This window comes from Embleya sp. NPDC005575, assembly GCF_040605455.1.
GTDB lineage: Bacteria > Actinomycetota > Actinomycetes > Streptomycetales > Streptomycetaceae > Embleya.
Genome location: NZ_JBEXCV010000143.1, coordinates 1 through 22536, shown reverse-complemented (window position 1 = coordinate 22536; position 22536 = coordinate 1). Strand labels below are relative to the sequence as shown.

Genomic DNA, 22536 nt, shown 5'->3' with positions numbered 1-22536 from the left:
CCCGCCGAGCAGCAGCGCCGCCCGGCCCGCGTCGTCCTCGCGCAGCAGCCGCAACGCGTCCACCGCCGACGGCACACCGGTCACCGCGACCGCGTCCGAGGCCGCACCCAGTGCCGCCGCGATCGCCTGCTCGGCGCCGTGCTCGACGGTGATCAGCGCGGCCACCGTGCCCAATACGCCGGAGAGCCGGTCCCCCGCGGCGAGCAGCGCGCCGCTGCCGTCCTTGCGCCTGAGCGCCGGCTCCAGAGCCTCCTTGCGCGCGAGCACCGCCGACCGCTCCCGCTCGGCCTCCTTCTCCGCGTCGCGGGTGAGCACCAGCGCCTCCTCGGCCTCGGCCAGCACCTCCCGGGCCGTGGCCAACCGGGTTTCGATCGCGGCGAGTCCCCCGCTGCCGTCGTCCTGCGACGCGCCGTCGTCCTGCGGCGCCCCCTCGACGCCGAGCCGGAGCTGCTCGTACTCCTCCCGCGCCGCGACCGCACGCTCGTGTGCCTGATCCCGCGCGCCGGCCAGCCGACCGATCTCGGCCTCCGCCGCCGCCACCCGACTGCGCGCGGCGCCGACCCGGCCGACCAGCCGGGCCAGTCCCTCGCGACGGTCCGCCAACGCCCGGGCGACCTCCTTGAGCCGGCGCTCCTCCTCGACCAGGGCACGTTCCAACTCGCCGCGCCGCTCCACCGTCTCGGCCAGCTCGACCTGCGCCGATTCGAGCGCGGCGGCGAGTTCCGCCTCCTGCTCGCGGATCCGCTCGGCCTCACGCTCCATCTCCTGCGGGTCGCGTCCGCGCCGCTCGTCCGCGGGCACCGAGGTCGCGTGCCGGACCCGTTGCCGGGCCAGCCCCGCTGTGCCGCGCACCCGTTCGGCCTGCGCGGACAGCGCGTACCAGGTCTCCTGCGCCCGGGCCAGCCGCGGCGCCATGGCCCGCACCTCGGCCTCCAGCTGCGCCTCACGCGCCTGAGCCAGTGCGAGTTCGTGCTCCACGGCGGTCCGCCGCTCGCGCAGCGCGGCCTCGTCCGCGACCTCCTCGGCCAGCGCGCTCTTGAGCCGCACCAGGTCGTCGGCGAGCAGCCGCAGCCGCGCGTCCCGCAGGTCGGCCTGGATCGCCGCGGCCCGGCGGGCCACCTGGGCCTGGCGCCCGAGCGGCTTGAGCTGCCTGCGCAGTTCGTTGGTCAGGTCCTGCACCCGGGTGAGGTTGGCCTGCATCGCGTCCAGCTTGCGCAGCGCCTTCTCCTTGCGCTTGCGGTGCTTGAGGACACCCGCGGCCTCCTCGATGAACGCACGTCGGCCTGCGGGGTCGGCCTGCAGCACCGAGTCGAGCCGGCCCTGGCCGACGATCACGTGCATCTCCCGGCCGATGCCGGAGTCGGAGAGCAGTTCCTGGATGTCCAGCAGCCGGCAGGTGCTGCCGTTGATCTCGTACTCGGAGCCGCCGTTGCGGAACATCCGCCGGGTGATGGTGACTTCGGAGTAGTCGATGGGCAGCGCACCATCGGCGTTGTCGATGGTCAGGCTCACCTCGGCCCGCCCGAGCGGCGGTCGGCCGGAGGTGCCGGCGAAGATGACATCCTCCATCTTGCCGCCGCGCAGCGTCTTGGCGCCCTGCTCGCCCATCACCCACGACAGTGCGTCGACCACGTTCGACTTGCCGGAACCGTTGGGCCCGACCACACAGGTGATCCCCGGCTCGAAGCGCAGCGTCGTCGCCGACGCGAAGGACTTGAAGCCACGCAGGGTCAGACTCTTCAGGTGCACGCGACGAAAGCGTAGTCGGCACGACCCGGACGATTCGCCCGCTCGGTCCGTTTGAGGGCGTGTCGAGCGCCTCGGATGGGGGTATCAACCGCTGGAAGCGCTGGACGCGAGCGGGTAGGCACAAGGGGGCAGGGCGGGGACGGCAACAGGGGAGCGGAACATCGGTCGCGCGGGGATCGGGACCCGGGACCGGAGAGCAAGAACCTGGAGAACAGGCAACGGCCACGGGTAACGGTCGAGAGGTAACGGTCGGAGCACGACCGGGGCAGGAAACGACAAAGGGACGCCTGAAGGCGTCCCTGGTTATCGCTTACACGGACCTACGCTCGTGAAAGCGCGGGTTCCGCCGCGGAGACGTCGAAGCCGGCAAGCAGCTCGTCCGAAGCGGCGGCGTTGAGCGCGTCGTTACGCTCCTGGGCACGGACAAGTTCCGTTTCCAGGTCACGAACACGCTGCTGGAGCCGTCGATTCTCGGCGAGCAGTCGGGGATCGGGGCCACCGACGTAACCGAGAAGCGCCTTCGCCATGAGAGGGTCCTCCACGCTGAAAATGAATGACCACGCAGATTCGCGGGTCTAAATGTGGCACCCGGCCGCAAGGCTCCTGATAGGGTGCGCGGGCTTCCAGCGTCGCACCAAAACCGCAGGAGGTCAATATCATAACGGCACGATAACGAGACCTTCACCCGATCAAACGCGGTTCGACCGCGGACTGGGGTGACGGTTGTCGTGCTGGGTGTACGAGATCATCTTTCGACCTCCCCAGTCAAGAAGATTCCGGTTGTCCGCCAACTCCGGACGGCCGTGCCCTAGAGTCACTCCGGCACCTCACCCGTTCGGGTGAATGGATATCCCCTGCCGGAAGGTGACTCAACCCTCCATGGCTCGGCACAGTCGTACCTCGGCCTCGGCCCACCCGCGTCGACGACGCGCGAAGTCGCGCCGCCGACGCATCGCTCCCCTGCTCGCCCTGTTGGCCCTGCTCGCGGTGGGCGGCACGGTGGCCGGCATGGTCGTCTCGGACCGGGCCGGCGAGTCCTCCGCCAACCGGGCCGCGGGCGCCGACGGACCGCTGCCCGGGCACGCCCTCGACGGCTCCGCCCCGCCCGGCGGCGCCGGGGCCGACCGCACCGGCGACGAGGCGTCCCGAAGCCTGCTCCCGGGCGCGGCGACCACCGGCCGGACCCCGCTGCCCACGACGAGCGCCCCAACCACGGCGAGCACGACGCCCGGCGCGCCGATCACGAGCGCGGCCGCCACCCCGAGCAGGAGCGCAACGCCGAGCAAGCCGGCCGGGACCCCGACCACGAGCGCGACGAACCCGCCGAGCGGCCCCGAGGACAGGGTGCTCGCGGTGGTCAACGAGGAGCGCGCGAACGCGGGCTGCGGCCCGGTCAAGAGCGACGTCAAGCTGGTCGGGCTGGCCCGCGCACACAGCGCGGACATGGCCGACCGCGACTACTTCGACCACAACACGCCCGACGGCCTGACCCCGTGGGACCGTGCCGAGAAGGCCGGCGTGAGCTATCTGGGCGCGGAGAACATAGCGCGCGGCCAAAAGACCGCCGACGCGGTGATGCGTGCCTGGATGAACAGTCCCGGCCACCGTCGCAACATCCTGGACTGCGGCCTGACCAAGCTCGGTGTCGGCATCCGGGAGGGCGCCAACGGTCCCTGGTGGACCCAGGAGTTCGGCCGCTGACCCGGCGGATCGGCCGAGCGGATCCGCCGCACGTGGTTTCGCACCCTTGCCGGGTCCGCAGCACGGGTCCGCAGCATCGCGGGGTCCGCGGCGCGGGTCCGAAGCATCGCCCTCAGCGTGGCCCCACCCCGAGCCGATCCGCCAGCAGCCCGAACACGTACAGCCCGGATTCGCCCTGGTTGCGGGCGAGTACGAGGTCGACCGCGTCCGCCGCCGCCGCGCGACCAGCCGCCCGTGCCCAGCGCACCGCCGCGTCGACCACCTTCGGCCGGGCCCGGTCCAGCACCTCGCCCACCTCGTCGCGCAGTTGCGCGTAGCGCTCCGGCCGGCGCAACTCGCCGCTTCCGTCGAAGACGTCCGCACCGGTGCGCGCCGCCTCCAGTTCGAGCCGGCCCATCGCCAGGTGCGCCGCCGCCTCGCCGGGATTGAGCCACGCCTCCCAGGCGCCCGCCTCGCTCGCCCCCTGGACGTGCGCCACGTGCGTCTCGAAGACCCAGCACACCAACACCGGCGAGTCCGCCTTCGCCGCCAGCGCCTCCAGCCACGGCCGCTCGAAGGCGTACGGGTCGTCCTCGTGCCGCACGTGCGTCGCGGTCCAGCCGTCCGGCGTCTCCCACATCGTCCGGGCCGAGTGCGCCGCCGTGTCCACGTGCGGCGCGAATTCGGACAACGGCCGCGCCCCGCGCACGACGACGATGTCCCCGTTGAACCCCATACACGCGCTCCCTGGATTCCGGGTGCCTACGCCCCGACCGTCGCCCTGCGTGGCGCCCGCTGACAGGCCGGGCAGAAGTAGCTGCTGCGATTCATGAACGAGATCCGTCGGATCGGCGTCGCACACCGGTTGCACGGCTCGCCCTCGCGGCCGTAGGCGTCCAGGCCTCGGGAGAAGTAGCCGCTCTCACCGTTCACGTTGACGTACAGGCTGTCGAAGGAGGTGCCGCCGGCGGCCAGTGCGTCGGTCATCACGTCCCGCGCGGACGCGAGCACCAGCGTGGTCTGCGCGAGCGTGAGTTTTCCGGTCTGCCGGGCACCGTGCAGCCGGGATCGCCAAAGCGCCTCGTCGGCGTAGATGTTGCCGATCCCGCTGACCAGGGACTGGTCCAGGAGCGCCCGTTTGATCTCGGTGTTGCGCCGGCGCAGCGCCGCGTGGAAGAGCGCGTCGTCGAACAGCGGGTCCAACGGGTCCCGTGCGATGTGCGCCATCGAGGGCGGCAGTTCGGCGCCGCCGCGCTCGACCGCGAGCCCGCCGAACGTACGCTGGTCGACGAAGCGCAGCTCGGGCCCGCCGTCGGTGAAGGTGAACCGCACGTGCAGGTGCTTTTCGCGGGGTGCCTCGGGCGGTTGCACCAGGAGCTGGCCGCTCATGCCCAGGTGCGCGAGCAGCGCGTCCTCGGGAGCCTCGGCACCGGGCGCCACCAGCGGCAGCCACAGATACTTCCCGCGTCGTCGGGCGGCGTGCACCCGGGCGCCGGTGAGCGAGTCGGCGAAGTCCACCAGGCCCGCCACGTGGCGCCGCACCGCACGCTCGTGGGTGACCTCGACGTGCGCGATGGTGCGACCCACCACCCACTTCTCCAGTCCGCGACGGACGACCTCGACCTCGGGCAGTTCGGGCACCTTGCACTCCCCCTGGGGACGGCACAACCGGAGACGACACGACGGGAGACAGCACGACCGGCGACCGACGACACCACGAACCGCGGCGAGGACCGGCGTCGGGAATGCGAAAATGCCTGCCGGTAGGTGAGGTCGTGCCGGGCGACCGCGAGGTCGGTGACCGGTTCGAACTTACCTATCGGCAGGCATTGGCTCGGAGACTACGCGGTGGCCGGCTGCGTGCCGGAACCGTCTCCGTACTTGGCCCGGATCGAGTGCCAAGCGCTTTCGGCGGCCTGCTGCTCCGCCTCCTTCTTGCTCCGCCCGACACCGGTGCCGTAATCGACACCCGCGACCCGGGCGAGGGCGGTGAAGGTCTTCTCGTGATCGGGACCGGTCTCGGAGACCACGTATTCGGGGACTCCGATACCCGCCGCGGCGGTCTGCTCCTGGAGACTGGTCTTCCAGTCCAGGCCCGCGCCGAGATTCGCCGACTGCTCGATCAGCGGATCGAACAACCGGTGGATCAGCTCGGTCGCCGCGTCGAGACCCTGGTCCAGGTACACCGCACCGAGGATGGCTTCGAGTGTGTCCGCGAGGATCGAGGACTTGTCCCGCCCACCCGTGCCCACTTCACCTCGGCCGAGCCGGATGAAGGCGCCCAGGTCGAGTCGCCGACTGACGCCCGCCAGGGCGCGCGAATTGACGACGGCGGCTCGCAGTTTCGCGAGCTGACCCTCGGGCAGGTCGGGGTGCCTGCGGTACAGCGTGTCGGTGACGACGAGACCGAGCACCGAGTCGCCCAGGAATTCCAGGCGCTCGTTGGTCGGGAGCCCGCCGTGCTCGTACGCGTACGAGCGATGGGTGAGGGCGCGTTCCAGAAGGGCGGCATCGAGCGACCAGCCCAGCCGCCCTTCCAGATCCGCGTATTGCGCGAGTGATTCCGTCACCGGAACGACCACCGGCCTGATCAGACGTCGAGGACCTGGCGGCGGTTGTAGGTGCCGCAGCTCGGGCACGCGATGTGCGACAGCTTCGGCTCACGGCAGCGCTCGCAGGTCACCAGGTTGGGGGCAGTGGCCTTCCACTGGCTCCGGCGGTGCCGGGTGTTGCTGCGCGACATCTTCCGCTTCGGAACAGCCACGGCTACTTCTCCTGGTTCTCGTCGGCGCGGGACGCGCCGTCAACGTCGGCTTCGGCGGAAGGTCCGTCGAAGATGTTGGTCAACTTCGCCCACCGGGGGTCGGCGAGCTCGTGACTGTGGTCGGGGTCCTCCGCGAGCAGCGCTCCGCATTCGGAGCACAGACCCGGGCAGTCCTCCCGGCACAGCGGCGAGAGCGGCAGTGCGAGCACCGTCGCGTCCCGCAGCACCGGCTCCAGGTCGAACAAGTCGTCCGAAAGCCGGAAGGCGTCCTCGTCGGCGTCCGCGTCCGGGTAGACGTACAGCTCCTGGAAACGCACCGTGAGCTCGCGCTCGAGCGGTTCCAGGCACCGGACGCACTCACCGGTCAGCGGCACCTGTGCGACGCCGGTGACCAGCACTCCCTCCATGACCGCTTCCAGTCGGACACCGAGCTGGATGGGGGCACCTACGGGAGCGCCGATCACGTCTGCCACGCCCATGTCCACCGGGGCCGGCACGGAGCGGGACACCTTCAGCATGGATCCAGGCCGACGCCCCAGCTCGCGTGTATCGACGACGAGCGGCTTGCGGTGATCCAAGCGGTCCAGGATGTCCTACCTCATGCAGTGCCACCCCCCGGGTCGCGGGGGGCTCGAATGGTCAGGGTGCCAACCCTTGGGGCACGCGGAAAGCACGCCTCGGGCAGGGTCGGTCCGTAAGAGTATCGCAGCCCGCGCGCCAGGCCCCAAACGGGGCCATTCGAGCGGGACGCCCGACGCAAGGTGCCAGGCGCTCGGCGGTCGACGAGCGGACCTAGCGGCCGCCGCCGTCCTGGAACTGGCGCACGTCGATCAGACTCGTGTCGAAGAAGCTGGTCTCGTCCAGCGACTGCGCGTATTGGGCCTGCGGGTCATAGGCGGGCTGCTGTCCCGTGCCCGCCGGGTCGTGCTGCGTCGGGTACGGCGGCTGCTGCTGCCCGTGCTGGTCGTACTGCGACATGTCGTACTGGCCCTCGTAGCCGCCGGCGTAGCCGGTGTCCGGTCCGGCGCCCTGCGCGTAGGCGGGCTGCCCGTAGGCGTCCTGACCGTAGCCGTGCTGACCGCCGTAGGGGCCGGCCTGCGCGGGCACGGTCGGCGGCGCGGGCGGCGCGGCCGGGTAGTCGGGCTGGGCGGGCGCGGCGAAGGTCTCCTCGTGGCCGTCGAGCTGGGCCTGCAGGCTGCCCGGGCGGCCCTTGGCCTGGGCGTCGGCCAGCTCCTGCGCCTGCATGTACTCGCCGAGTTCGTCGGACGGGCGGCGACCGCGCATCTTGTCCCGACCCCGGCCGATCGCACCGAGCGTCTTGGTCAGCACGACCTCGAAGTTGGCCAGCTTCTGGTCGACGTAGTCGTCGGCCTCCTCGCGAATGCGCTGGGCCTCGCGGCGGGCCTCGGACAGGATCCGCTCGGCCTCGCCGTACGCCTCGCGGGCCACCTCGGTGTCGGCGATCAGCGAGCCGCGCTCCTCGCGGGCGTTGGCCAGCACCCGCTCGGCCTCGCGGCGACCCTCCTCGATCACCGACTCGCGGTCGCCGAGCACGCGCCGCGCGTGGTTGAACTCCTCCGGCAGCAGGTTCTTGAGTTCCTCGAGCCGGGCCACCACGTCCGCGCGGTTGACCACGCACGACGCCGACATCGGCATCGAGCGCGCGTTCTCGACCAGTGCGATCAGTTCATCGAGCTTGGGCTGCACGTCCACGGGCTTGCTCTCTCTCCTCAAACCGACGGTCGCCGTCGTGTTCGCCGGCATCGCGTGACGGACCGACTCGCCGCGGGCGGTCGGCCCGGCGACGAGGCACGTGCCGCGTCAGCCCTGCGCGAGCCGCTCGGTGAGCCGACGTAGCACCGTCTCCGGCACCAGGCCGGACACGTCGCCTCCGTACGTCGCGACCTCTTTGATGAGACTCGACGACAGAAAGCTGTAGAGGGGGTTCGTCGCGACGAACAACGTCTCCACCTCGGTAAGACCGTAGTTCATCTGCGCCATCTGCAACTCGTAGTCGAAGTCGGTGACCGCACGCAGGCCCTTGATGATGGCCGGGATCCCGCGCTCCCGGCAGAAGTTGACCAGCAACCCCTCGAAGGCCTCGACCTTGACGTTCTTGTACTGCTCGACCACCTCGTGGAGCATCTCGATGCGCTCCTCGATGGTGAACAGACCCGAACGCTTGGCGCGATTGAAACCGATCGCCACGTAGACCTCGTCGTACAGGCTCGCGGCCCGTCCGATGATGTCCAGATGACCGTTGGTGACCGGGTCGAACGAACCGGGGCAGACGACTCGACGCAACGGAGGTTCCCCTCGAAATCGGGTGCCGACGGGTCCGGACCCGATGGTCCGCCCGCCTGGTCAGGCTTGCGCGGCGCGACCGTACCAGAGCGTTCCCTCGCCGTAGCGACGGGATCTGATCTCGACGAAATCCGCGGGCCACGCGAATGGACCACCGCGCGTTGCCCGTTCCACCGCGATCAGCGCGTCGGGCGCCAGCCAACCGTGCTCGGCCAGCGCGCCGAGCAGCGCGCCCACGTCACCGTCGGTGACCGCGTACGGGGGATCGAGGAAGACCACGTCGTACGGCTCGTCGAGGCAGGGCACCGCGGCGGTCTTCTCCGCGCGAGCCGGCCGCAACTCCGCGCCGGGCAGGGCAACGAGGCGGATGTTCGTCCGGATCGTGTTCGCCGCACGAGAGTCGGACTCCACCAGCAGCACCCGAGCCGCGCCACGGGACAGCGCCTCCAGGCCGACCGCACCGGAGCCCGCGAACAGGTCGAGCACGCGCGCGCCGTGCAGGTTGCCGCGCAGCGACTGGAGGGTGGAGAACAGTCCCTCGCGGGCTCGGTCCGAGGTCGGCCGGGTGCCCTCGCCCGGCGGCGTGGTCAGGCGTCGGCCGCCCGCAGCCCCGGCGATCACCCGGGTCATGCGCGCGCTCGCGGGTGGGGGGCGGGCTCGCGGGCGGCGCTGCGGGCGGGCCCGGCGTACGTGTCCTGCATGGGGTCAACGCTATCGACTGGTCGCGGCCGGCGAAATCCGGCCCGAAATCCCGAAATACGGTGCGCGACGCGTCATACACACCGAGCCACCGGATCGTATGAGGGGTGTGCACGGCGACGGCGCCATCGCCGGGCACGGGCGACGGCGCTCGCCGTCGAGACATCGATCCCACACCCGATCCGGGAGATCCCGATGAAGCTCCGCACCTTCCTCGTCACCGTCGTCACCGGCGTCGCCCTGGTCGCGACCGGCATGGCCCCGGCGTCCGCCGCGCCGGCGACGACCGCGGCGCACTGCTACGTCGACAGCAACGGCACCCTGCACTGCGCCAACGGCGCGAGCGACCTGCGCTCGCAGCCCCACTTCGGGGCCCCCGTGGTCAGCCGGCTGGACAGCACCTACAGCTACTTCAGCTGCTGGACCGAGGGCGACCCGCACTCGGGCGGCAACGACATCTGGTACTACACCGACGGCGACGACGGCGGGCACGGCTTCCTGCCCGCGCAGCGTGTCCTCACGCCGCAGGACCCGATGCCGGGCATGTACCACTGCTGACCGACCGACCCACGCGGTCGGCGGACGGAGATCGTCCCGTCCGCCGACCGCGTGCCCGGGCCGGCTGCGCCCGCTCCGTTCAGAAGGCGCAGTCCGGCACCTCGGCCTCGTTGCGGGTGCGGACGCCGGGCAGCCAGCCCTCGGCGCCGGTGCCCAGCACCACCACCCGATACCAGTGCCGAGACGCGATGCCGGTCTCATCCGTCACGCGCGGGCCGTCCGCGAGCAGGCAGACCAGGAGCAGCCGGTCGCCGTGCCAGACCCGATCCGCCAGATCGGCCGTCCGCGACGACAACCTCGCCTCCTTGAAGACGCCGAGCGAGCACTCGATCGTGCGCAGCGCGCGACACGGCACCTCGGAGTTGTAGACCTCGGTCTGCACGCTGACCGCTCGCGCGGCGGGCGGCCTGGGGGCCGAGGGGTCGGTCGGGTCGTGCCGGCCGGCCAGGAAGGCGCCCAGGCCGACCACGGCCACCACCAGCACTCCCGCGAGCGCGATCGCGAACGCGCCGCGCCACACCGGGCGCGGGGCCGGCCGGCGCAGCACCCGCAGCGCCAGGCCCGGCGGTTCGACACACGCGGCGTCCGCGTCGCGCAGCCGGGTGCGCAGCTCGTGGACCGCGTCGTCGAGGTCGTCGAGATCGGGGGGCGAGGGGTTCACCGGGTGACTCCTTCGTGTCGATCCCGGCGGCGGAACCTGCCGGCGGTGCCGCCCAGCCCGGCGCGCAGCCGGGTCAGGGCGCGCTCGCGCGAGCGGGACACCGTCCCCCGGTGCACGCCGAGGATCTCGGCGGCCTGATCGATCGTGTATCCGTCCAGGTCGACCAGGAGCACGGCGGCGGCCTGTTTGGCGGGCAGCGAGCCGAGCATCCGCACCGCTTCCCACTCGGCCTCGCGCCGAGCGATCGCATCACCGGCGGCGGACTGGGCCCGCTCCCCCGGCTCGGGCGGTTCGGGCAGCAGGACCTGGCGGCTGCGGGCACGCCACATGTCGCGGGTGACGCTGACCAGGGCTCGGAAGGCGTAGGCGTAGGGCTCGGGATGACCGAGCAGGCGGTCGGGTCTGCGGGCCAGCTTGAGGTACGTCTCGTGCACCGCGTCCTCGGCGCTGCCCTCGCCGGCGAGCAGCACGGCCCGTCGATACAAGCGAGGGAGCAACCCGCAGAAGAGCGCGTCGAAGCCCTCGTCCCCCGTACGTGCGTCCATGGCCCATTGGTAGCCAACCGACGAGCTGTTCCGCGTGCTCCGAACGGGTGAGCCGTGGGGGCGCGCGGGAGTGGAGCGAGGGCGGTCAGCCCTTGTCGAGGTATTCCACGCGCTCGTCGTCCAGGATGCTGGCCAGCGCGCTGCGCAGGTCGTGGTGCTCGAGCAGGTCCGGGTCGTTCGCCACGATCGTGCTCGCCTCCTCACGGGCCGCCACGATCAGTTCCTCGTCCCGGACCACCTCCAGCATGCGCAGCGACGAGCGCGAGCCGGACTGCGCGTCGCCGAGCACGTCGCCCTCTCGGCGTTGTTCGAGGTCGATCCGGGACAACTCGAAACCGTCCAGGGTCGCCGCCACCGCGTCCAGGCGTTCACGCGCGGAGGTGCCGCCGGGCATCTCGCTGACCAGCAGGGTCAGCCCGGGGGCGCTGCCGCGGCCGACCCGGCCGCGCAACTGGTGCAGCTGCGAGACGCCGAACCGGTCGGCATCCATGATCACCATCGCGGTCGCGTTGGGCACGTTGACGCCGACCTCGATCACCGTGGTCGCCACCAGCACGTCCAGTTCGCCGGCGGTGAAGCGGCGCATCACGTCGTCCTTGTCGTCCGGCGCCATCCGGCCGTGCAGCACCGCGATCCGCAGGCCGGCCAGCGGTCCGGCGGTCAGCGCCGCGGCGACGTCGAGCACGGCCAGCGGCGGGCGGCGCTCCTCCGCTCCTCCGGCGGCTTCCGCGCCGATGTCCTCGGGGTCGTCCAGGTACGCCTCGGCGGGCAGGTCCTCGTCCCGCTTGGCGGCCTTCGTCTTCGCCTTGGTCTTCTTCTTCGCCTTCGGGTCGTCCTCCTCGTCGCCGATCCGCGGGCACACCACGTACGCCTGGTGACCGTTCTCCACCTCCTCGCGCACCCGCTGCCACGCGCGGTCGAGGAAGTGCGGCTTCTCCTTGGCCGGGACCACATGCGTGGCGATCGGCGATCGGCCGGAGGGGAGCTGGGCCAGGATCGAGGTCTCCAGGTCGCCGAACACGGTCATCGCCACCGTGCGCGGGATCGGCGTCGCGGTCATCACCAGCAGGTGCGGCGGACGTTTACCCTTGCCGCGCAGCGCGTCGCGCTGTTCGACGCCGAAGCGGTGCTGCTCGTCGACCACGACCAAGCCCAGGTCGTGGAATTCCACCTTGTCCTCGATCAGCGCGTGCGTACCGATCGCGATCCCGGCCTCACCGGTGACCAGGTCCAGGAGTGCGGCGCGGCGTGCGGGCACCCCCATCGAGCCGGTGAGCAGGGTGACCTTGGTGCCGATCTCCGACCCGCCGAGCATCCCGACGCCCTCGGCCGACGGCCCGAGCATCTCCACGATCGACCTGTAGTGCTGCTGCGCGAGCACCTCCGTCGGCGCCAACAACGCGGTCTGCCCCCCGGCATCGACCACGGTCAACATCCCGCGCAGCGCGACCAAGGTCTTACCGGCACCCACTTCGCCCTGGAGGAGGCGGTGCATCGGGTGTTCGGTGGCCAGGTCGGCCTCGATCTCGGCGCAGACCTCCCGCTGGCCGTCGGTGAGTTCGAACGGGAGGCGGGCATCGAAGGCATCCAGGATGCCGTTCGTGCGGCGCGGGCGGGCCACCGCGGACTGGGCCCGGGCGTCCCGGCGGCGGCGGGCCAGGGCAATCTGCAGGACGAACGCCTCGTCCCACTTGAGTCGATCCTTGGCCGCGGTGACGTCCTCCCACGAGGTCGGGCGGTGCACCCGCAAAAGCGCCTCGGCCAGTCCGGGCATGCCGCGCCGCTCGCGCATCTCGGCGGGCAGCGGGTCGCCGATCTCGCCGAGCGTGTCCAGCGCCATGCCGACACACTGCGCGATCTTCCAGGACGGCATGTTGGCGGCGGCCGGATAGACCGGGATCAGCGCGCCCGCGAACACGTTCGCCACGCCGTCCTGGTCGTCCTCGCCGATCAGCTGGTAGTCCGGCTGGCTGAGCTGGATCACGTTGTTGAACCGCCCGACCTTGCCCGCGAACAGGCCGCGCCGACCCGGGCGCAGTTCCTCCTCGCGCCAGGCCTGGTTGAAGAAGATCAGGGTGAGCTTGCCGCGCCCGTCGGTGACCTCGACCTCCAGGAGGCTGCCGCGCCGATTGCGGAACTGACGCTTGCTCACCTTGGCGATCTCCGCCATCACGGTGACGTGTTCCTCGGGCTCCAGGCGGGAGAGGTCGGTCAGGCGCCCGCGCTCCGCGTAGCGCCGGGGGTAGTGGCGCAGCAGATCTCCGACGGTGTCCAGCTTGAGGGACTTGGCCAGCACCGTCGCCGTGCGGTCGCCGACGAGTTTCTTCAGCGGTTCGTCAAGGCGCGACATGCCGCCCAACGGTACTCGTCGACAGTGTCATCGGGGCTCCTCGAAGCGCCGGGTCGGCGCTACTCGACCCCGATGAGCAGCGGGTACACCTCCTGGCCGCCCTCGTAGACCATCACGTCCACGCCGAGCCGGGTGGCTCGCAGCCGGCGCTCGATCGCGGCGGCCAGGCCCGGGGGACAGGCGCTGCCGGTGACCAGGGTGACCAGTTCGCCGCCGCCCGCGAGCATGCGGTCCACCAGCACGGTGCCGGTCTCGCGCTGGTCATGGCCGATCACCGCGATGTCGCCCTCGATCACCCCGAGCACGTCGCCCGCCTGGCAGACGCCGGCCATCGTCCACGACTCGCGGACGGCGACGGTGAGCGCGCCGTAGCGGGTGGCGCCGGCGGCCGAGGTCATCCCGACGATGTCCTGGTCGAAGCGCCTGCCGGGTTCGTGCACGGCGAGCGCGGCCAGGCCCTGCACGGCGGCCTTGGTCGGGATCACCTGGACCCGGATGCCGTGTGCCTGGGCCTGCTGGGCGGCCACCCCGGCCACCGCGTGGCAGTCGGCGTCGTTGGGCAGCAGCACCACCTCGCGCGCCTCGGTGCGCCGGATCGCGTCGACGAGCACCCCGGTGGAGGGCCGCCGGCCGGGACCGGCCTGCACGACGTGCGCGCCGTTCTCGGCGAACAGGGTGGCCAGGCCGTCGCCCTGGGCGACCGCGACGATCCCGCGCGTGGGGGTGGGCTCGGGCGCGGCGAGGCCGGCGAGGGGGCGCTCCAGGTGGGTGATCCGGATCCGGTACGGCCGGCCCGCCTCGATGCCCGCCTCGACGGCCGCGCCCGCGTCGTCCACGTGCACGTGCACGTTCCACAGCCCCTCGCCGCCGACCACCACGAGCGAATCGCCGAGCGCGCCGAGCCGTTCGCGCAGCGCGGGCAGCGCGTCGTCGGGCGCGTCCAGCAGGTAGATCACCTCGAACCCGGGCCCCTCGGTCGAGGCGTCCGGCTCGACCGGTTCGGCGAACGGGACCGGGACCGGGGTATGCACCTGGTGCGGGTGGATCCGGTACGCCGAGCGCTCGCCGGTGACCACCGCGAGCAGCGCGTCCAGCAGCACCGTCAGGCCGCGCCCGCCCGCGTCCACCACGCCCGCCCGGCGCAGTACGTCCAGCTGCTCGGGGGTCCGGGCCAATGCGCCACGTGCCGCGGTCGCGGCGGCCCGCACCACCGGCCGAAGCTCCTCGCCCGCAGCGGCCGCAGCGTCGGCGGCGGCCCGGGCCACGGTGAGCATGGTCCCCTCGACCGGCCGGGCCACGGCGGCGTAGGCGGCATCGGCGGCGGTGCGCAGCGCGTGTGCGAGGGCGAGCCCGGCGGGCACCTCGCGGCCGGTCTCGTTCGCGGCCACCTGTTCGGTCTCCAGGCGCTCCGCCATGCCGCGCAGGAGTTGGCTGAGGATCACTCCGGAGTTGCCACGCGCGCCCATCAGCGCGCCGTGCGCCAGTGCCCGGAAGGCGGTCGGCAGGTCGGGCTCGGGCAGGTCGCGGCCGAACAGCGCGTCGACCTCGGCGGTTCCCGACTCCAGGGTCAGGAACAGGTTCGTGCCGGTGTCGCCGTCGGGCACGGGATACACGTTGAGGGCGTCGATTTCCTCGCGCGCTCGCCCCATCAGTTCCAAGGCGACGCGACCCCAGCGGCGTACCGCCGGACCGTCCAGCTCTCCCAGCAGGCCCTGCACGCCCACCTCCTGTACGAATCCGTTGTGCGCGTCCCGTCCGCCGGCCACGTTATCGAGACGGAGAGCGGTGAAGCGGCCCACCCGGATGGGTTAGGCTTGGCGGGAAGCATGACGAGATCGGCTGATTGCGTATGCCCGGATCATCCCGGGTTCGCGCATCGCATGGTTCGTCGGTTACTCTTCTGCGGTTGTCCGGCATTCGGCCGGCACGTGTTCGTACGCAATTCCCATTCGTCTTTGGAGTGTTCCCGTGGCTGCCAACTGCGACGTCTGCGGCAAGGGGCCGGGCTTCGGCAACAGCATTTCGCACTCTCACCGCCGGACGCCCCGTCGCTGGAACCCCAACATCCAGACGGTGCGCGCGATGGTTGGTGCCACGCCGAAGCGCCTCAATGTCTGCACCTCTTGCATCAAGGCGGGCAAGGTTTCCCGCTAGTTGCTCGATCGCACGACTTCGAAGGGCCGGTTCACCCCAGGGTGGACCGGCCCTTCGGCTTGTCCGGGGTGTCCCGCGAGCGGACCGGGACGCACGCCGTGGGCGCGGGTCCCGGTCCGCTTCCGGTTCAGAACCCTTGCCGCCACCGCCACGCGTGGTCGACCGGCCCGATCCCCTCGCCCAGTGGGAAGCCGGCCCGGATCGCGCCGGTGACGTACTCCTTGGCCGCGGCGACCGCGTCCGGCACGGTGTCGCCGAGGGCCAGGCGCGAGGCGATCGCGCTCGCCAGCGTGCAGCCGGTGCCGTGGGTGTGCCGGTTGTCGTGGCGCGGGCTGGTGAACCAGTACTCGTGCGTGCCGTCGAAGAGCAGGTCGGCGGCCTCGCCCTCCAGGTGACCGCCCTTGACCAGCGCCCAGCGCGAGCCGAAGGCGAGCACCGCCTCGGCCGCGCCGCGCATGTCGGCCCGCTCGCGCACCTTGTGGCCGGTGAGCAGTTCGACCTCGTACAGGTTGGGTGTGACGACCGTGGCGACCGGCAGCAGCCGAGTGCGCAGGGTCTCCAGCGCCTCGTTCGCGAGCAGGGTGTCGCCGTGTTTGGAGGAGGCCACCGGGTCGATCACCACCGGTACGGACACCTCCGCCAGCAGTGCGGCGACCACCGCCACCAGGTTCGGCGACGCGAGCATCCCGGTCTTGATCGCCTGCACGCCGATGTCGTCCACGACACTGCGGAACTGCGCCCGCACGGCCTCCGCGGGCAGTTCCCAGTAGCCCTGCACGCCGAGCGAGTTCTGCGCGGTCACCGCGGCAATCACGCTCATTCCGTGTACGCCGTGGGCCAGCATCGTCTTGAGGTCGGCCTGGATCCCGGCGCCACCGCCGGAGTCGGAGCCGGCCACCGTGAGCACGCGCGGAGGAGTCTGCACCATGCCGGCAGCCTATCCACGCCGCCGGTGCGCCCGGCGTGCGCGCTCCTCAGCCGCCCCCGAAGTGGTCCCATCCCCCCGCCAGGCCCGGGTCCCGGCCGTCCACGGTGACGCCGGCGCCGGGGTGCACGCGGCCGATCACGCGCCAGCGCGCGGGCAGCGCGGTCCCCGCCGGGAAGGTGGCGACCAGGGCGTGGTCCTCGCCGCCGGTGAGCACCCAGTTGAGCGGGTCGGCGCCCAGCGCGCGGGCCACGTCGCGCATCTGGGCGGGCACGTCCAGCCGGGCGGAGAGGATGTCGATCCGTACATCGGAGGCGCGCGAGACATGGCCCATGTCGGCGAGCAGGCCGTCGCTGACGTCGATCATCGAGGTCGCGCCGAGGATCGCCGCGCCGGGACCGGCGTCGTAGGGCGGCTCGGGCCTGCGGTGCGCCTCCACGAACGCGCGCGGCGCGCGGTGCCCGTGGCCCAGGATCGCCAGCCCCGCGGCCGACCAGCCCAGCCAGCCCGCGACCGCGAGCACGTCGCCGGGTCGGGCGCCGGAGCGGACCACCGGGGCCCGACCCTGCAGGTCGCCCAGCGCGGTCACCGCGACGGTGACGGTGTCGCTGCCCACCACGTCGCCGCCCGCGACGCCCGCGCCGACCACCGCGCATTCGTCGCGCAAGCCGTCGTACAGCTCCAGCGCCCACCCTGTAGGCAGGTCCGGCGGGCCGCACAGGCCGATCAGCAGCGCGGTGGGCGCGGCGCCCATCGCAGCGACGTCCGCCAGGTTCTGCGCGGCGGCCTTGCGACCGACGTCGTACGCGGTGGACCAGTCCCGCCGGAAGTGCCGCCCCTCGACGAGCAGATCCATGGTGGCCACCACACGCCCGTCGGCGGCGGCGACCACGGCGGCGTCGTCGCCCGGACCCAGGGACACGTGCGGCCCCGTCGGCACGCGGGCGACCAGTGCCCCGATCAGGCCGAACTCGCCGAGATCGCCCAGCGTCCCGCTCATCGCCGCTCTCCTGCCATGCCCATCAGCCTTGATCCGCCTCGTCGACCATGCTCGTTTGTGACCCGTCACCTGTGATCCGTCGGCTTCCGCTGTGGTCGCCGAGCCCCCGCCGGGCCGACAATGGTCGCAGCAGCGGGGGTCACGTCAAGATCCCATCATCCTGCGCGCCGGGAGGCCGTGGTGGTACAGGCATACATCCTGATCCAGACCGAGGTCGGCCGTTCGGCTTCGGTGGCCCGACGCATCGCCGAGCTGCCGGGGGTGACCCAGGCGGACGACGTCACGGGTCCCTACGACGTGATCGTGCGGGCCGAGGCCGCCGACGTCGACCGGTTGGGTCGCATGGTGGTCGCCGAGGTGCAACGCATCGACGGCATCACCCGCACCCTGACGTGTCCGGTGGTCAACCTGGGCTGACCCCACGCAACCGCCCCGGAGCGTCGCACATCTAGGATCGGGGCCGTGCGACCTACTCGAGTTCTCGCCTGGCTGCTTCCGGTGACCATGCTGACGGCCGTGGGGTGCGGCGGTGGTTCGGGAGATGTCGAGGTCGCGGCGCCGGTCCTGCCCGGGGGCGCCGCGGCCGACGCGTGCCGCGCGTTGCACGACGCGCTCCCGGCGAAGGTGATGGACGCCGGGGTGCGGGAGACCTCGCCCAAGTCCACGCTGACCGCGGCGTGGGGGGATCCGGCGATCGTGCTGCGCTGCGGTGTGGGGCTGCCCGCCTCGATGCGGGTCGTGGATCCGACCAAGGCCGGTTCCGCACCGATCGACTCGGTCGAGGTCAACGGCGTGACCTGGAACTTCGCGAAATACGCCGACGGCGTGCGGTTCACCACGGTCTATCGCCGGGCCAACGTCGAGATGACCGTCCCGAGGAAGTTCACCGAGCCGGCCGCGCCGCTCGTCGACGTCGCCGACGCGGTCGCCCGCACGGTGCCGGCCACACTGGATCTGAGCAACGTGTGAGGGGCGGTCGACGCGTCGACCGCCCCTCACACGCGTGCCGGCCGCCGGGCGCCGCCCGGCGGATCGTGTCTAGCGCAGCAGCGTGTTGGGCCGGCGCAGCGCGGCCTGGATCAGCCGGTCGACCAGTTCGGCGTAGTCGACGCCGGTCGCCTGCCACATGCTCGGGAACATCGACACCGGGGTGAAGCCCGGCATGGTGTTGACCTCGTTGATCACGAAGTGGCCGTTCTCCAGCAGGAAGAAGTCCACCCGGGCCAGGCCCTCGCAGGACAGCGCCTCGAAGGCGGCCACCGCGAGCCGCTGCACCTCGGCGGTCTGCTCCTTGGTCAGCGACGCCGGCACGTCCAGCTCGGTGCCGTTGTCCGGCAGGTACTTCGCGGCGAAGTCGTAGAACTCGTGGTCGCCGCCCACCCGTACCTCGGCCGGCAGGCTCGCGCGCGGCCCGTCCTCGAACTCCAGGACGCCGCACTCGATCTCACGCCCGACCAGCATGCCTTCGACGATCACCTTGGGGTCGTGCCGGCGGGCCTCCTCGATCGCCGCGTCCAGGTCCTCGATCCGATGCACCTTGGCGACGCCCATGCTGGAGCCGGCGCGGGCCGGCTTGACGAACACCGGGAAGCCGAGCGAGGACACCGCCTCGCGCACCGCCGCCGGGTCGCGCTCCCATTCACGCGGGCGCACCGTGGCGTACGGGCCGGAGGGCAGGCCGAACCCGGTGAACAGGGCCTTCATGTACTCCTTGTCCATGCTCGCCGCGCTGGCGAGCACGCCGGACCCGACGTAGGGGACCTGGGCCAGTTCCAGGAAGCCCTGGAACGTGCCGTCCTCGCCGTAGGGGCCGTGCAGAAGCGGGAAGACCACGTCGATCTCGCCCAGCAGCTTGGGCAGCGCGCCGGGTTCGAGCACGGTGATCTCGCGTGACGTGGGGTCGGCGGCGAGCACGACGGCCGCGGAGGACTCAGCGACGTCGGCCACCGCGGGCAGCCGCTCGCCGCGGATCGCCAGCCGTTCGGGGTCGTCGCCGACGAGCATCCAACGCCCGTCGGTGCCGATGCCGATCGGCAGCACGTCGTACTTGGAGCGGTCGATCGCGGCCAGCACGCTCCCTGCGGTGACGCAGGAGATCGCGTGCTCGGAGCTGCGGCCGCCGAAGACGACCGCGACGCGGGGGCGCGAGGTGGAGTGGGGGGTGCCGGAAACGTCGTTCATGGTCGGACGACCCTATCCCGATCGTTGTTCGAACGGGGTATTGCCCGCCGGACGCGCGGTGTTGCGTCGCCGTCGCCGCCGTTGTCGCCGGCAACGGAACGCGGGTCCGGTCGAACGGCGTCGTCGGACACCGCGACGCCATCCGGCCGCCCCTTCGGCGCGTCAGCGCCCACGACTCGATCGTCGACCAGTGATCGACGAGCTTGCGAGGAGAGCGGCCGGAGGCCGCCGCGGCGCAGCCGCCCCGCGCGAAGCGCGGATTCCCGGAGCGGCCGGAGGCCGCCGCGGCGCAGCCGCCCCGCGCGAAGCGCGGCTGCGGCTAACGTTCGGGCTTGGCCGAGCGGGAAAGCAGGGCCATGCCGACGGACGGGGGCTTGCCGCCGTGCATGATCGACACGACGACGTCCGTGATCGGCATCTCCACGCCGTACCGCCGCGCGAGCAGTTGCACGGATTCGCAGGACTTGAAGCCCTCGGCGATCTGTCGGCTGTCCCGTACGGCCTCCTCGATCGGCATGCCGCGGCCGATCTTCTCGCCGAACGTGCGGTTGCGCGACAGCGGCGAGGTGCACGTGGCCACCAGGTCGCCGAGGCCGGCCAGGCCCGCGAAGGTGTGCGCGTCGGCACCCATCGCCGCACCCAGCCGGGCGGTCTCGGCCAGCCCTCGGGTGATCAGCGTGGCCTTGGTGTTGTCGCCCATGCCCATGCCGTCGGCCATCCCGACGGCGAGCGCGATCACGTTCTTGACCGCGCCGCCGAGTTCCGCGCCGACCACGTCGGTGTTGGTGTACGGGCGGAAGTAGGACGTGTGACAGGCCGCCTGGAGCCGCCGGGCGACCTCTTCGTCGACGCACGCCACCACGCTCGCGGCGGGCTGGCGCTGGGCGATCTCGGGGGCCAGGTTGGGCCCGCTGACCACCGCGATCCGGCCCTCGGACACGCCGGTGACCTCGCGGATCACCTCACTCATCCGGTTGGCGGTGCCCAGTTCGACGCCCTTCATCAAGCTGACCAGAATCGCGTCGTCGGACAGCAGTGGCGCCCACGTGGTGAGGTTGCCGCGCAGCGTCTGCGACGGCACCGAGAGCACCACGAACTCCGCGCCCTCGGCCGCCTTGGCCGCGTCCGTGGTGGCCTGGATCCCGGTCGGCAGGGCGATCCCGGGCAGATACTCGTCGTTCTCGTGCCGCGCGTTGATCGCGTCGGCCATTTCCGGGCGCCGGCCCCACATCACCACGTCGCAACCCGCCTCGGCGAGCACGATCGAGAAGGCGGTGCCCCAGGAACCCATGCCGAATACCGCGCAGCGCGTCATGCGCGGCCATCCTCGGTGTGCTCGGTCCCGGCGCGCTCGCCCACCGGGCGCTCGGTCTCGGCCTGTGCGGCGTCGTTGCGCGAGGGCTCGGCGCGGATCGGCTCCGGTTGAGCGCCCCGCTCGACCGGGGCTGACCCCACCGGGGCCTTTTCGACCGGCACCGGCTCGACCAGGATCTTCTCGACCGGAGTCTGCTCGACCAGGGTCTTCTCAACTGGCACCTGCTCGACGAGGGCCCTGTCGACCGGACCCTCCTTCGACAGGTCCGGCGCGCTCGAATCCGGTCGGCCCGGCTCGATCCCGGCCTCGGCCCGGCGGCCTGACGCCCGGCGCACGCCGGCGTCCGGCGGGGCGGCCTCCTCGCGCAGCTCGGCCAGCAGCTCGGTCACCGACTCCATGATCCGGTCGGTCGCCCCGCGCAACACATCGGCGGTCAGTTCACGACCGCGAAACTCGTCCAGATCCACCGGTGGCCCGGCCAACACGTGCATCGTCTTGCGCGGCAGCAGGCGCGGCCGCTTCCCGTAGGGCGGCAACAACTCGTGCGCGCCCCACTGGGCGACCGGGATCACCGGGGCACCGGTGGTCAGCGCGATCCGGGCCGCGCCGGTCTTGCCCGGCATCGGCCACAGGTCCTTGTCCCGGGTGATGGTGCCCTCCGGGTAGACCGCGACGCACTCGCCCTTCTCGACCGCCTCCACCGCCGCGCGGAACGCCAGCGCGGCGTCGGCGGAGTCCCGGTAGACCGGGATCTGGCCGGCGCCGGCCAACACCCGGCCGACGAAGGGAATCTTGAACAGGCCGGATTTGGCCAGGAAGCGCGGCACCCGGCCGCTGTCGTACTGATAGTGCGCGTAGGTCAGCGGGTCGACATAGGAGATGTGGTTCACCGCCGTGACGAACCCGCCCGACGTCGGGATGTTCTCGGTACCCCGCCAGTCACGTTTGGTGAACAGCAACAGCAGGGGCTTGATCACCACGACCGCCAGGCGGTACCAGAAACCGATCCTTCGGCGGGCCACCGGCGTTCCTCCCGTTCATGTGTTTCGGATTCAGTGCGTGTCGGCGCGGAAGTCCCGCTGCGGTGTTCCGCTGCCGTGTCGCTCCTCACACAATCGACGCTCCCCGCAGAAGCGCGGAACATAGATTCTGGCGGAACATCGATTCTGTACACGCGGACCCCACAGTTTCCCCCGGGCCTTCCGCATTGTCGAGAAACGTCCTCGTCGACCGACGAGGATATGGGCTTACGGTACGGATGCGAGGATCTTGCCGATGTCCCCCGCCACGGATTCCACCGGCCGGCGCCGGCCCGCCGGCAATCGTCGCACCGCACCCTCACCCTCCGGCACGCGCGCGTGGCGCCTCGTGGTGCCGGTGAAGCCGTTGTCGATCGCCAAGAGTCGCCTCGCCGGCACGATCGGTCCCGGCCATCGACCCGAACTCGCCCTCGCCTTCGCGCTCGACACCGTGCGGGCGGCGCTGGCCTGCCCGCTCGTGCACGGTGTGCTCGTGGTCACCGACGACGTCCGGGTCGCGACGGCGATCCGGGCGCTCGGTGCGGACGTGGTGGCCGACATCGGCGGCGGCCTGAACGCCGCGCTCGCGCACGGGGCCCGCTCGGCCGGCGCCGAGCGGCCGCGGACCGGGG

23 protein-coding genes and 2 pseudogenes are annotated in these 22536 nt (G+C 71.9%); 6 read left to right on the top strand and 19 right to left on the bottom strand.

All coding sequences use genetic code 11. From position 1 onward, the window contains the following. Positions 1–1749: AAA family ATPase (locus tag ABZS54_RS33550; RefSeq protein ID WP_355544802.1), on the bottom strand; the 1749-nt coding region annotated here is incomplete at its 3' end. A 320-nt stretch (positions 1750–2069) separates the two neighbouring features. Continuing rightward, on the bottom strand, positions 2070–2276 hold the full coding sequence (locus tag ABZS54_RS33545) for a hypothetical protein (protein WP_078975259.1): 207 nt from the start codon (positions 2274–2276) through the stop codon (positions 2070–2072). A 352-nt stretch (positions 2277–2628) separates the two neighbouring features. Between ABZS54_RS33545 and ABZS54_RS33540 the strand changes: the two genes are divergently transcribed. Then, positions 2629–3450 (top strand): CAP domain-containing protein, encoded by an 822-nt coding sequence (locus ABZS54_RS33540; RefSeq protein WP_355544799.1) that lies wholly within the window; start codon positions 2629–2631, stop codon positions 3448–3450. A gap of 112 nt (positions 3451–3562) precedes the next feature. Here ABZS54_RS33540 and ABZS54_RS33535 read toward each other — a convergent pair whose 3' ends face one another. The 8 genes from ABZS54_RS33535 to rsmD all read right to left on the bottom strand — a co-directional run bounded on the left by ABZS54_RS33535 (position 3563) and on the right by rsmD (position 9127). After that, positions 3563–4165, bottom strand: a complete 603-nt coding sequence (locus ABZS54_RS33535) for a hypothetical protein (RefSeq protein WP_355544796.1) — start codon at positions 4163–4165, stop codon at positions 3563–3565. Between the two features lie 26 nt (positions 4166–4191). After that, positions 4192–5070 carry a bifunctional DNA-formamidopyrimidine glycosylase/DNA-(apurinic or apyrimidinic site) lyase gene (mutM, locus tag ABZS54_RS33530; RefSeq protein WP_355544793.1) on the bottom strand — a complete coding sequence of 293 codons (879 nt, stop codon included), beginning with the start codon at positions 5068–5070 and terminating at the stop codon, positions 4192–4194. Positions 5071–5270: 200 nt separating this feature from the next. After that, positions 5271–5999, bottom strand: a complete 729-nt coding sequence (gene rnc / locus ABZS54_RS33525; RefSeq protein ID WP_355544790.1) for a ribonuclease III — start codon at positions 5997–5999, stop codon at positions 5271–5273. 20 nt (positions 6000–6019) lie between these two features. Then, the gene (gene rpmF / locus ABZS54_RS33520) at positions 6020–6193 is read right to left on the bottom strand and encodes a 50S ribosomal protein L32 (protein ID WP_161355386.1); all 174 of its coding nucleotides are present in this window, start codon (positions 6191–6193) and stop codon (positions 6020–6022) included. A 2-nt stretch (positions 6194–6195) separates the two neighbouring features. Continuing rightward, positions 6196–6711, bottom strand: coding sequence for a YceD family protein (locus ABZS54_RS33515; RefSeq protein WP_355544787.1), 516 nt, complete (start codon positions 6709–6711; stop codon positions 6196–6198). Between the two features lie 274 nt (positions 6712–6985). Continuing rightward, positions 6986–7906: a cell division initiation protein gene (locus ABZS54_RS33510; protein WP_355544784.1), complete on the bottom strand. Its 921-nt coding sequence runs from the start codon at positions 7904–7906 to the stop codon at positions 6986–6988. Positions 7907–8014: 108 nt separating this feature from the next. Beyond that, positions 8015–8497, bottom strand: a complete 483-nt coding sequence (coaD, locus tag ABZS54_RS33505; protein ID WP_355544781.1) for a pantetheine-phosphate adenylyltransferase — start codon at positions 8495–8497, stop codon at positions 8015–8017. 60 nt (positions 8498–8557) lie between these two features. Then, positions 8558–9127, bottom strand: a complete 570-nt coding sequence (gene rsmD / locus ABZS54_RS33500; RefSeq protein WP_355544779.1) for a 16S rRNA (guanine(966)-N(2))-methyltransferase RsmD — start codon at positions 9125–9127, stop codon at positions 8558–8560. Positions 9128–9391: 264 nt separating this feature from the next. On the opposite strand from rsmD, the gene ABZS54_RS33495 reads away from it, so the two are divergent. Further along, positions 9392–9754, top strand: a complete 363-nt coding sequence (locus tag ABZS54_RS33495; RefSeq protein WP_355544776.1) for a hypothetical protein — start codon at positions 9392–9394, stop codon at positions 9752–9754. A 79-nt stretch (positions 9755–9833) separates the two neighbouring features. On the opposite strand, the gene ABZS54_RS33490 is transcribed toward ABZS54_RS33495, so the two are convergent. The 4 genes from ABZS54_RS33490 to ABZS54_RS33475 all read right to left on the bottom strand — a co-directional run bounded on the left by ABZS54_RS33490 (position 9834) and on the right by ABZS54_RS33475 (position 15034). Then, positions 9834–10415 carry a hypothetical protein gene (locus ABZS54_RS33490; RefSeq protein WP_355544773.1) on the bottom strand — a complete coding sequence of 194 codons (582 nt, stop codon included), beginning with the start codon at positions 10413–10415 and terminating at the stop codon, positions 9834–9836. Beyond that, entirely contained in the window at positions 10412–10960 is a 549-nt protein-coding gene (locus tag ABZS54_RS33485; RefSeq protein ID WP_355544770.1) for an RNA polymerase sigma factor, read from the bottom strand. Before ABZS54_RS33485 ends, ABZS54_RS33490 begins: the two co-directional genes overlap by 4 nt. Before the next feature lie 85 nt (positions 10961–11045). Continuing rightward, positions 11046–13310 carry an ATP-dependent DNA helicase RecG gene (recG, locus tag ABZS54_RS33480; protein WP_355544767.1) on the bottom strand — a complete coding sequence of 755 codons (2265 nt, stop codon included), beginning with the start codon at positions 13308–13310 and terminating at the stop codon, positions 11046–11048. A gap of 59 nt (positions 13311–13369) precedes the next feature. Beyond that, positions 13370–15034: a DAK2 domain-containing protein gene (locus ABZS54_RS33475; RefSeq protein WP_355544805.1), complete on the bottom strand. Its 1665-nt coding sequence runs from the start codon at positions 15032–15034 to the stop codon at positions 13370–13372. Positions 15035–15278: 244 nt separating this feature from the next. Between ABZS54_RS33475 and rpmB the strand changes: the two genes are divergently transcribed. Then, positions 15279–15464 (top strand): 50S ribosomal protein L28, encoded by a 186-nt coding sequence (rpmB, locus tag ABZS54_RS33470; RefSeq protein WP_079026714.1) that lies wholly within the window; start codon positions 15279–15281, stop codon positions 15462–15464. A 127-nt stretch (positions 15465–15591) separates the two neighbouring features. On the opposite strand, the gene thiD is transcribed toward rpmB, so the two are convergent. Further along, entirely contained in the window at positions 15592–16392 is an 801-nt protein-coding gene (gene thiD / locus ABZS54_RS33465) for a bifunctional hydroxymethylpyrimidine kinase/phosphomethylpyrimidine kinase (RefSeq protein WP_355544764.1), read from the bottom strand. Positions 16393–16438: 46 nt separating this feature from the next. Next, positions 16439–17389, bottom strand: a complete 951-nt coding sequence (locus tag ABZS54_RS33460) for a thiamine-phosphate kinase (RefSeq protein WP_355544761.1) — start codon at positions 17387–17389, stop codon at positions 16439–16441. A 180-nt stretch (positions 17390–17569) separates the two neighbouring features. Between ABZS54_RS33460 and ABZS54_RS33455 the strand changes: the two genes are divergently transcribed. Together ABZS54_RS33455 and ABZS54_RS33450 are read left to right on the top strand one after the other, a co-directional pair. Then, entirely contained in the window at positions 17570–17806 is a 237-nt protein-coding gene (locus ABZS54_RS33455; protein WP_355544758.1) for an Lrp/AsnC ligand binding domain-containing protein, read from the top strand. A 45-nt stretch (positions 17807–17851) separates the two neighbouring features. After that, positions 17852–18358: a DUF3515 family protein gene (locus ABZS54_RS33450; RefSeq protein ID WP_355544756.1), complete on the top strand. Its 507-nt coding sequence runs from the start codon at positions 17852–17854 to the stop codon at positions 18356–18358. Between the two features lie 69 nt (positions 18359–18427). On the opposite strand, the gene ABZS54_RS33445 is transcribed toward ABZS54_RS33450, so the two are convergent. The 3 genes and pseudogenes from ABZS54_RS33445 to ABZS54_RS33435 all read right to left on the bottom strand — a co-directional run. After that, positions 18428–19570, bottom strand: a complete 1143-nt coding sequence (locus ABZS54_RS33445) for a D-alanine--D-alanine ligase family protein (RefSeq protein ID WP_355544753.1) — start codon at positions 19568–19570, stop codon at positions 18428–18430. A 319-nt stretch (positions 19571–19889) separates the two neighbouring features. Next, on the bottom strand, positions 19890–20885 hold the full coding sequence (locus tag ABZS54_RS33440; RefSeq protein WP_355544750.1) for an NAD(P)H-dependent glycerol-3-phosphate dehydrogenase: 996 nt from the start codon (positions 20883–20885) through the stop codon (positions 19890–19892). A 347-nt stretch (positions 20886–21232) separates the two neighbouring features. Beyond that, positions 21233–21907: pseudogene (locus tag ABZS54_RS33435) on the bottom strand (lysophospholipid acyltransferase family protein); the annotation flags it as partial. Positions 21908–22160: 253 nt separating this feature from the next. On the opposite strand from ABZS54_RS33435, the pseudogene ABZS54_RS33430 reads away from it, so the two are divergent. Further along, a pseudogene (locus ABZS54_RS33430) lies at positions 22161–22536 on the top strand (2-phospho-L-lactate guanylyltransferase); the annotation flags it as partial.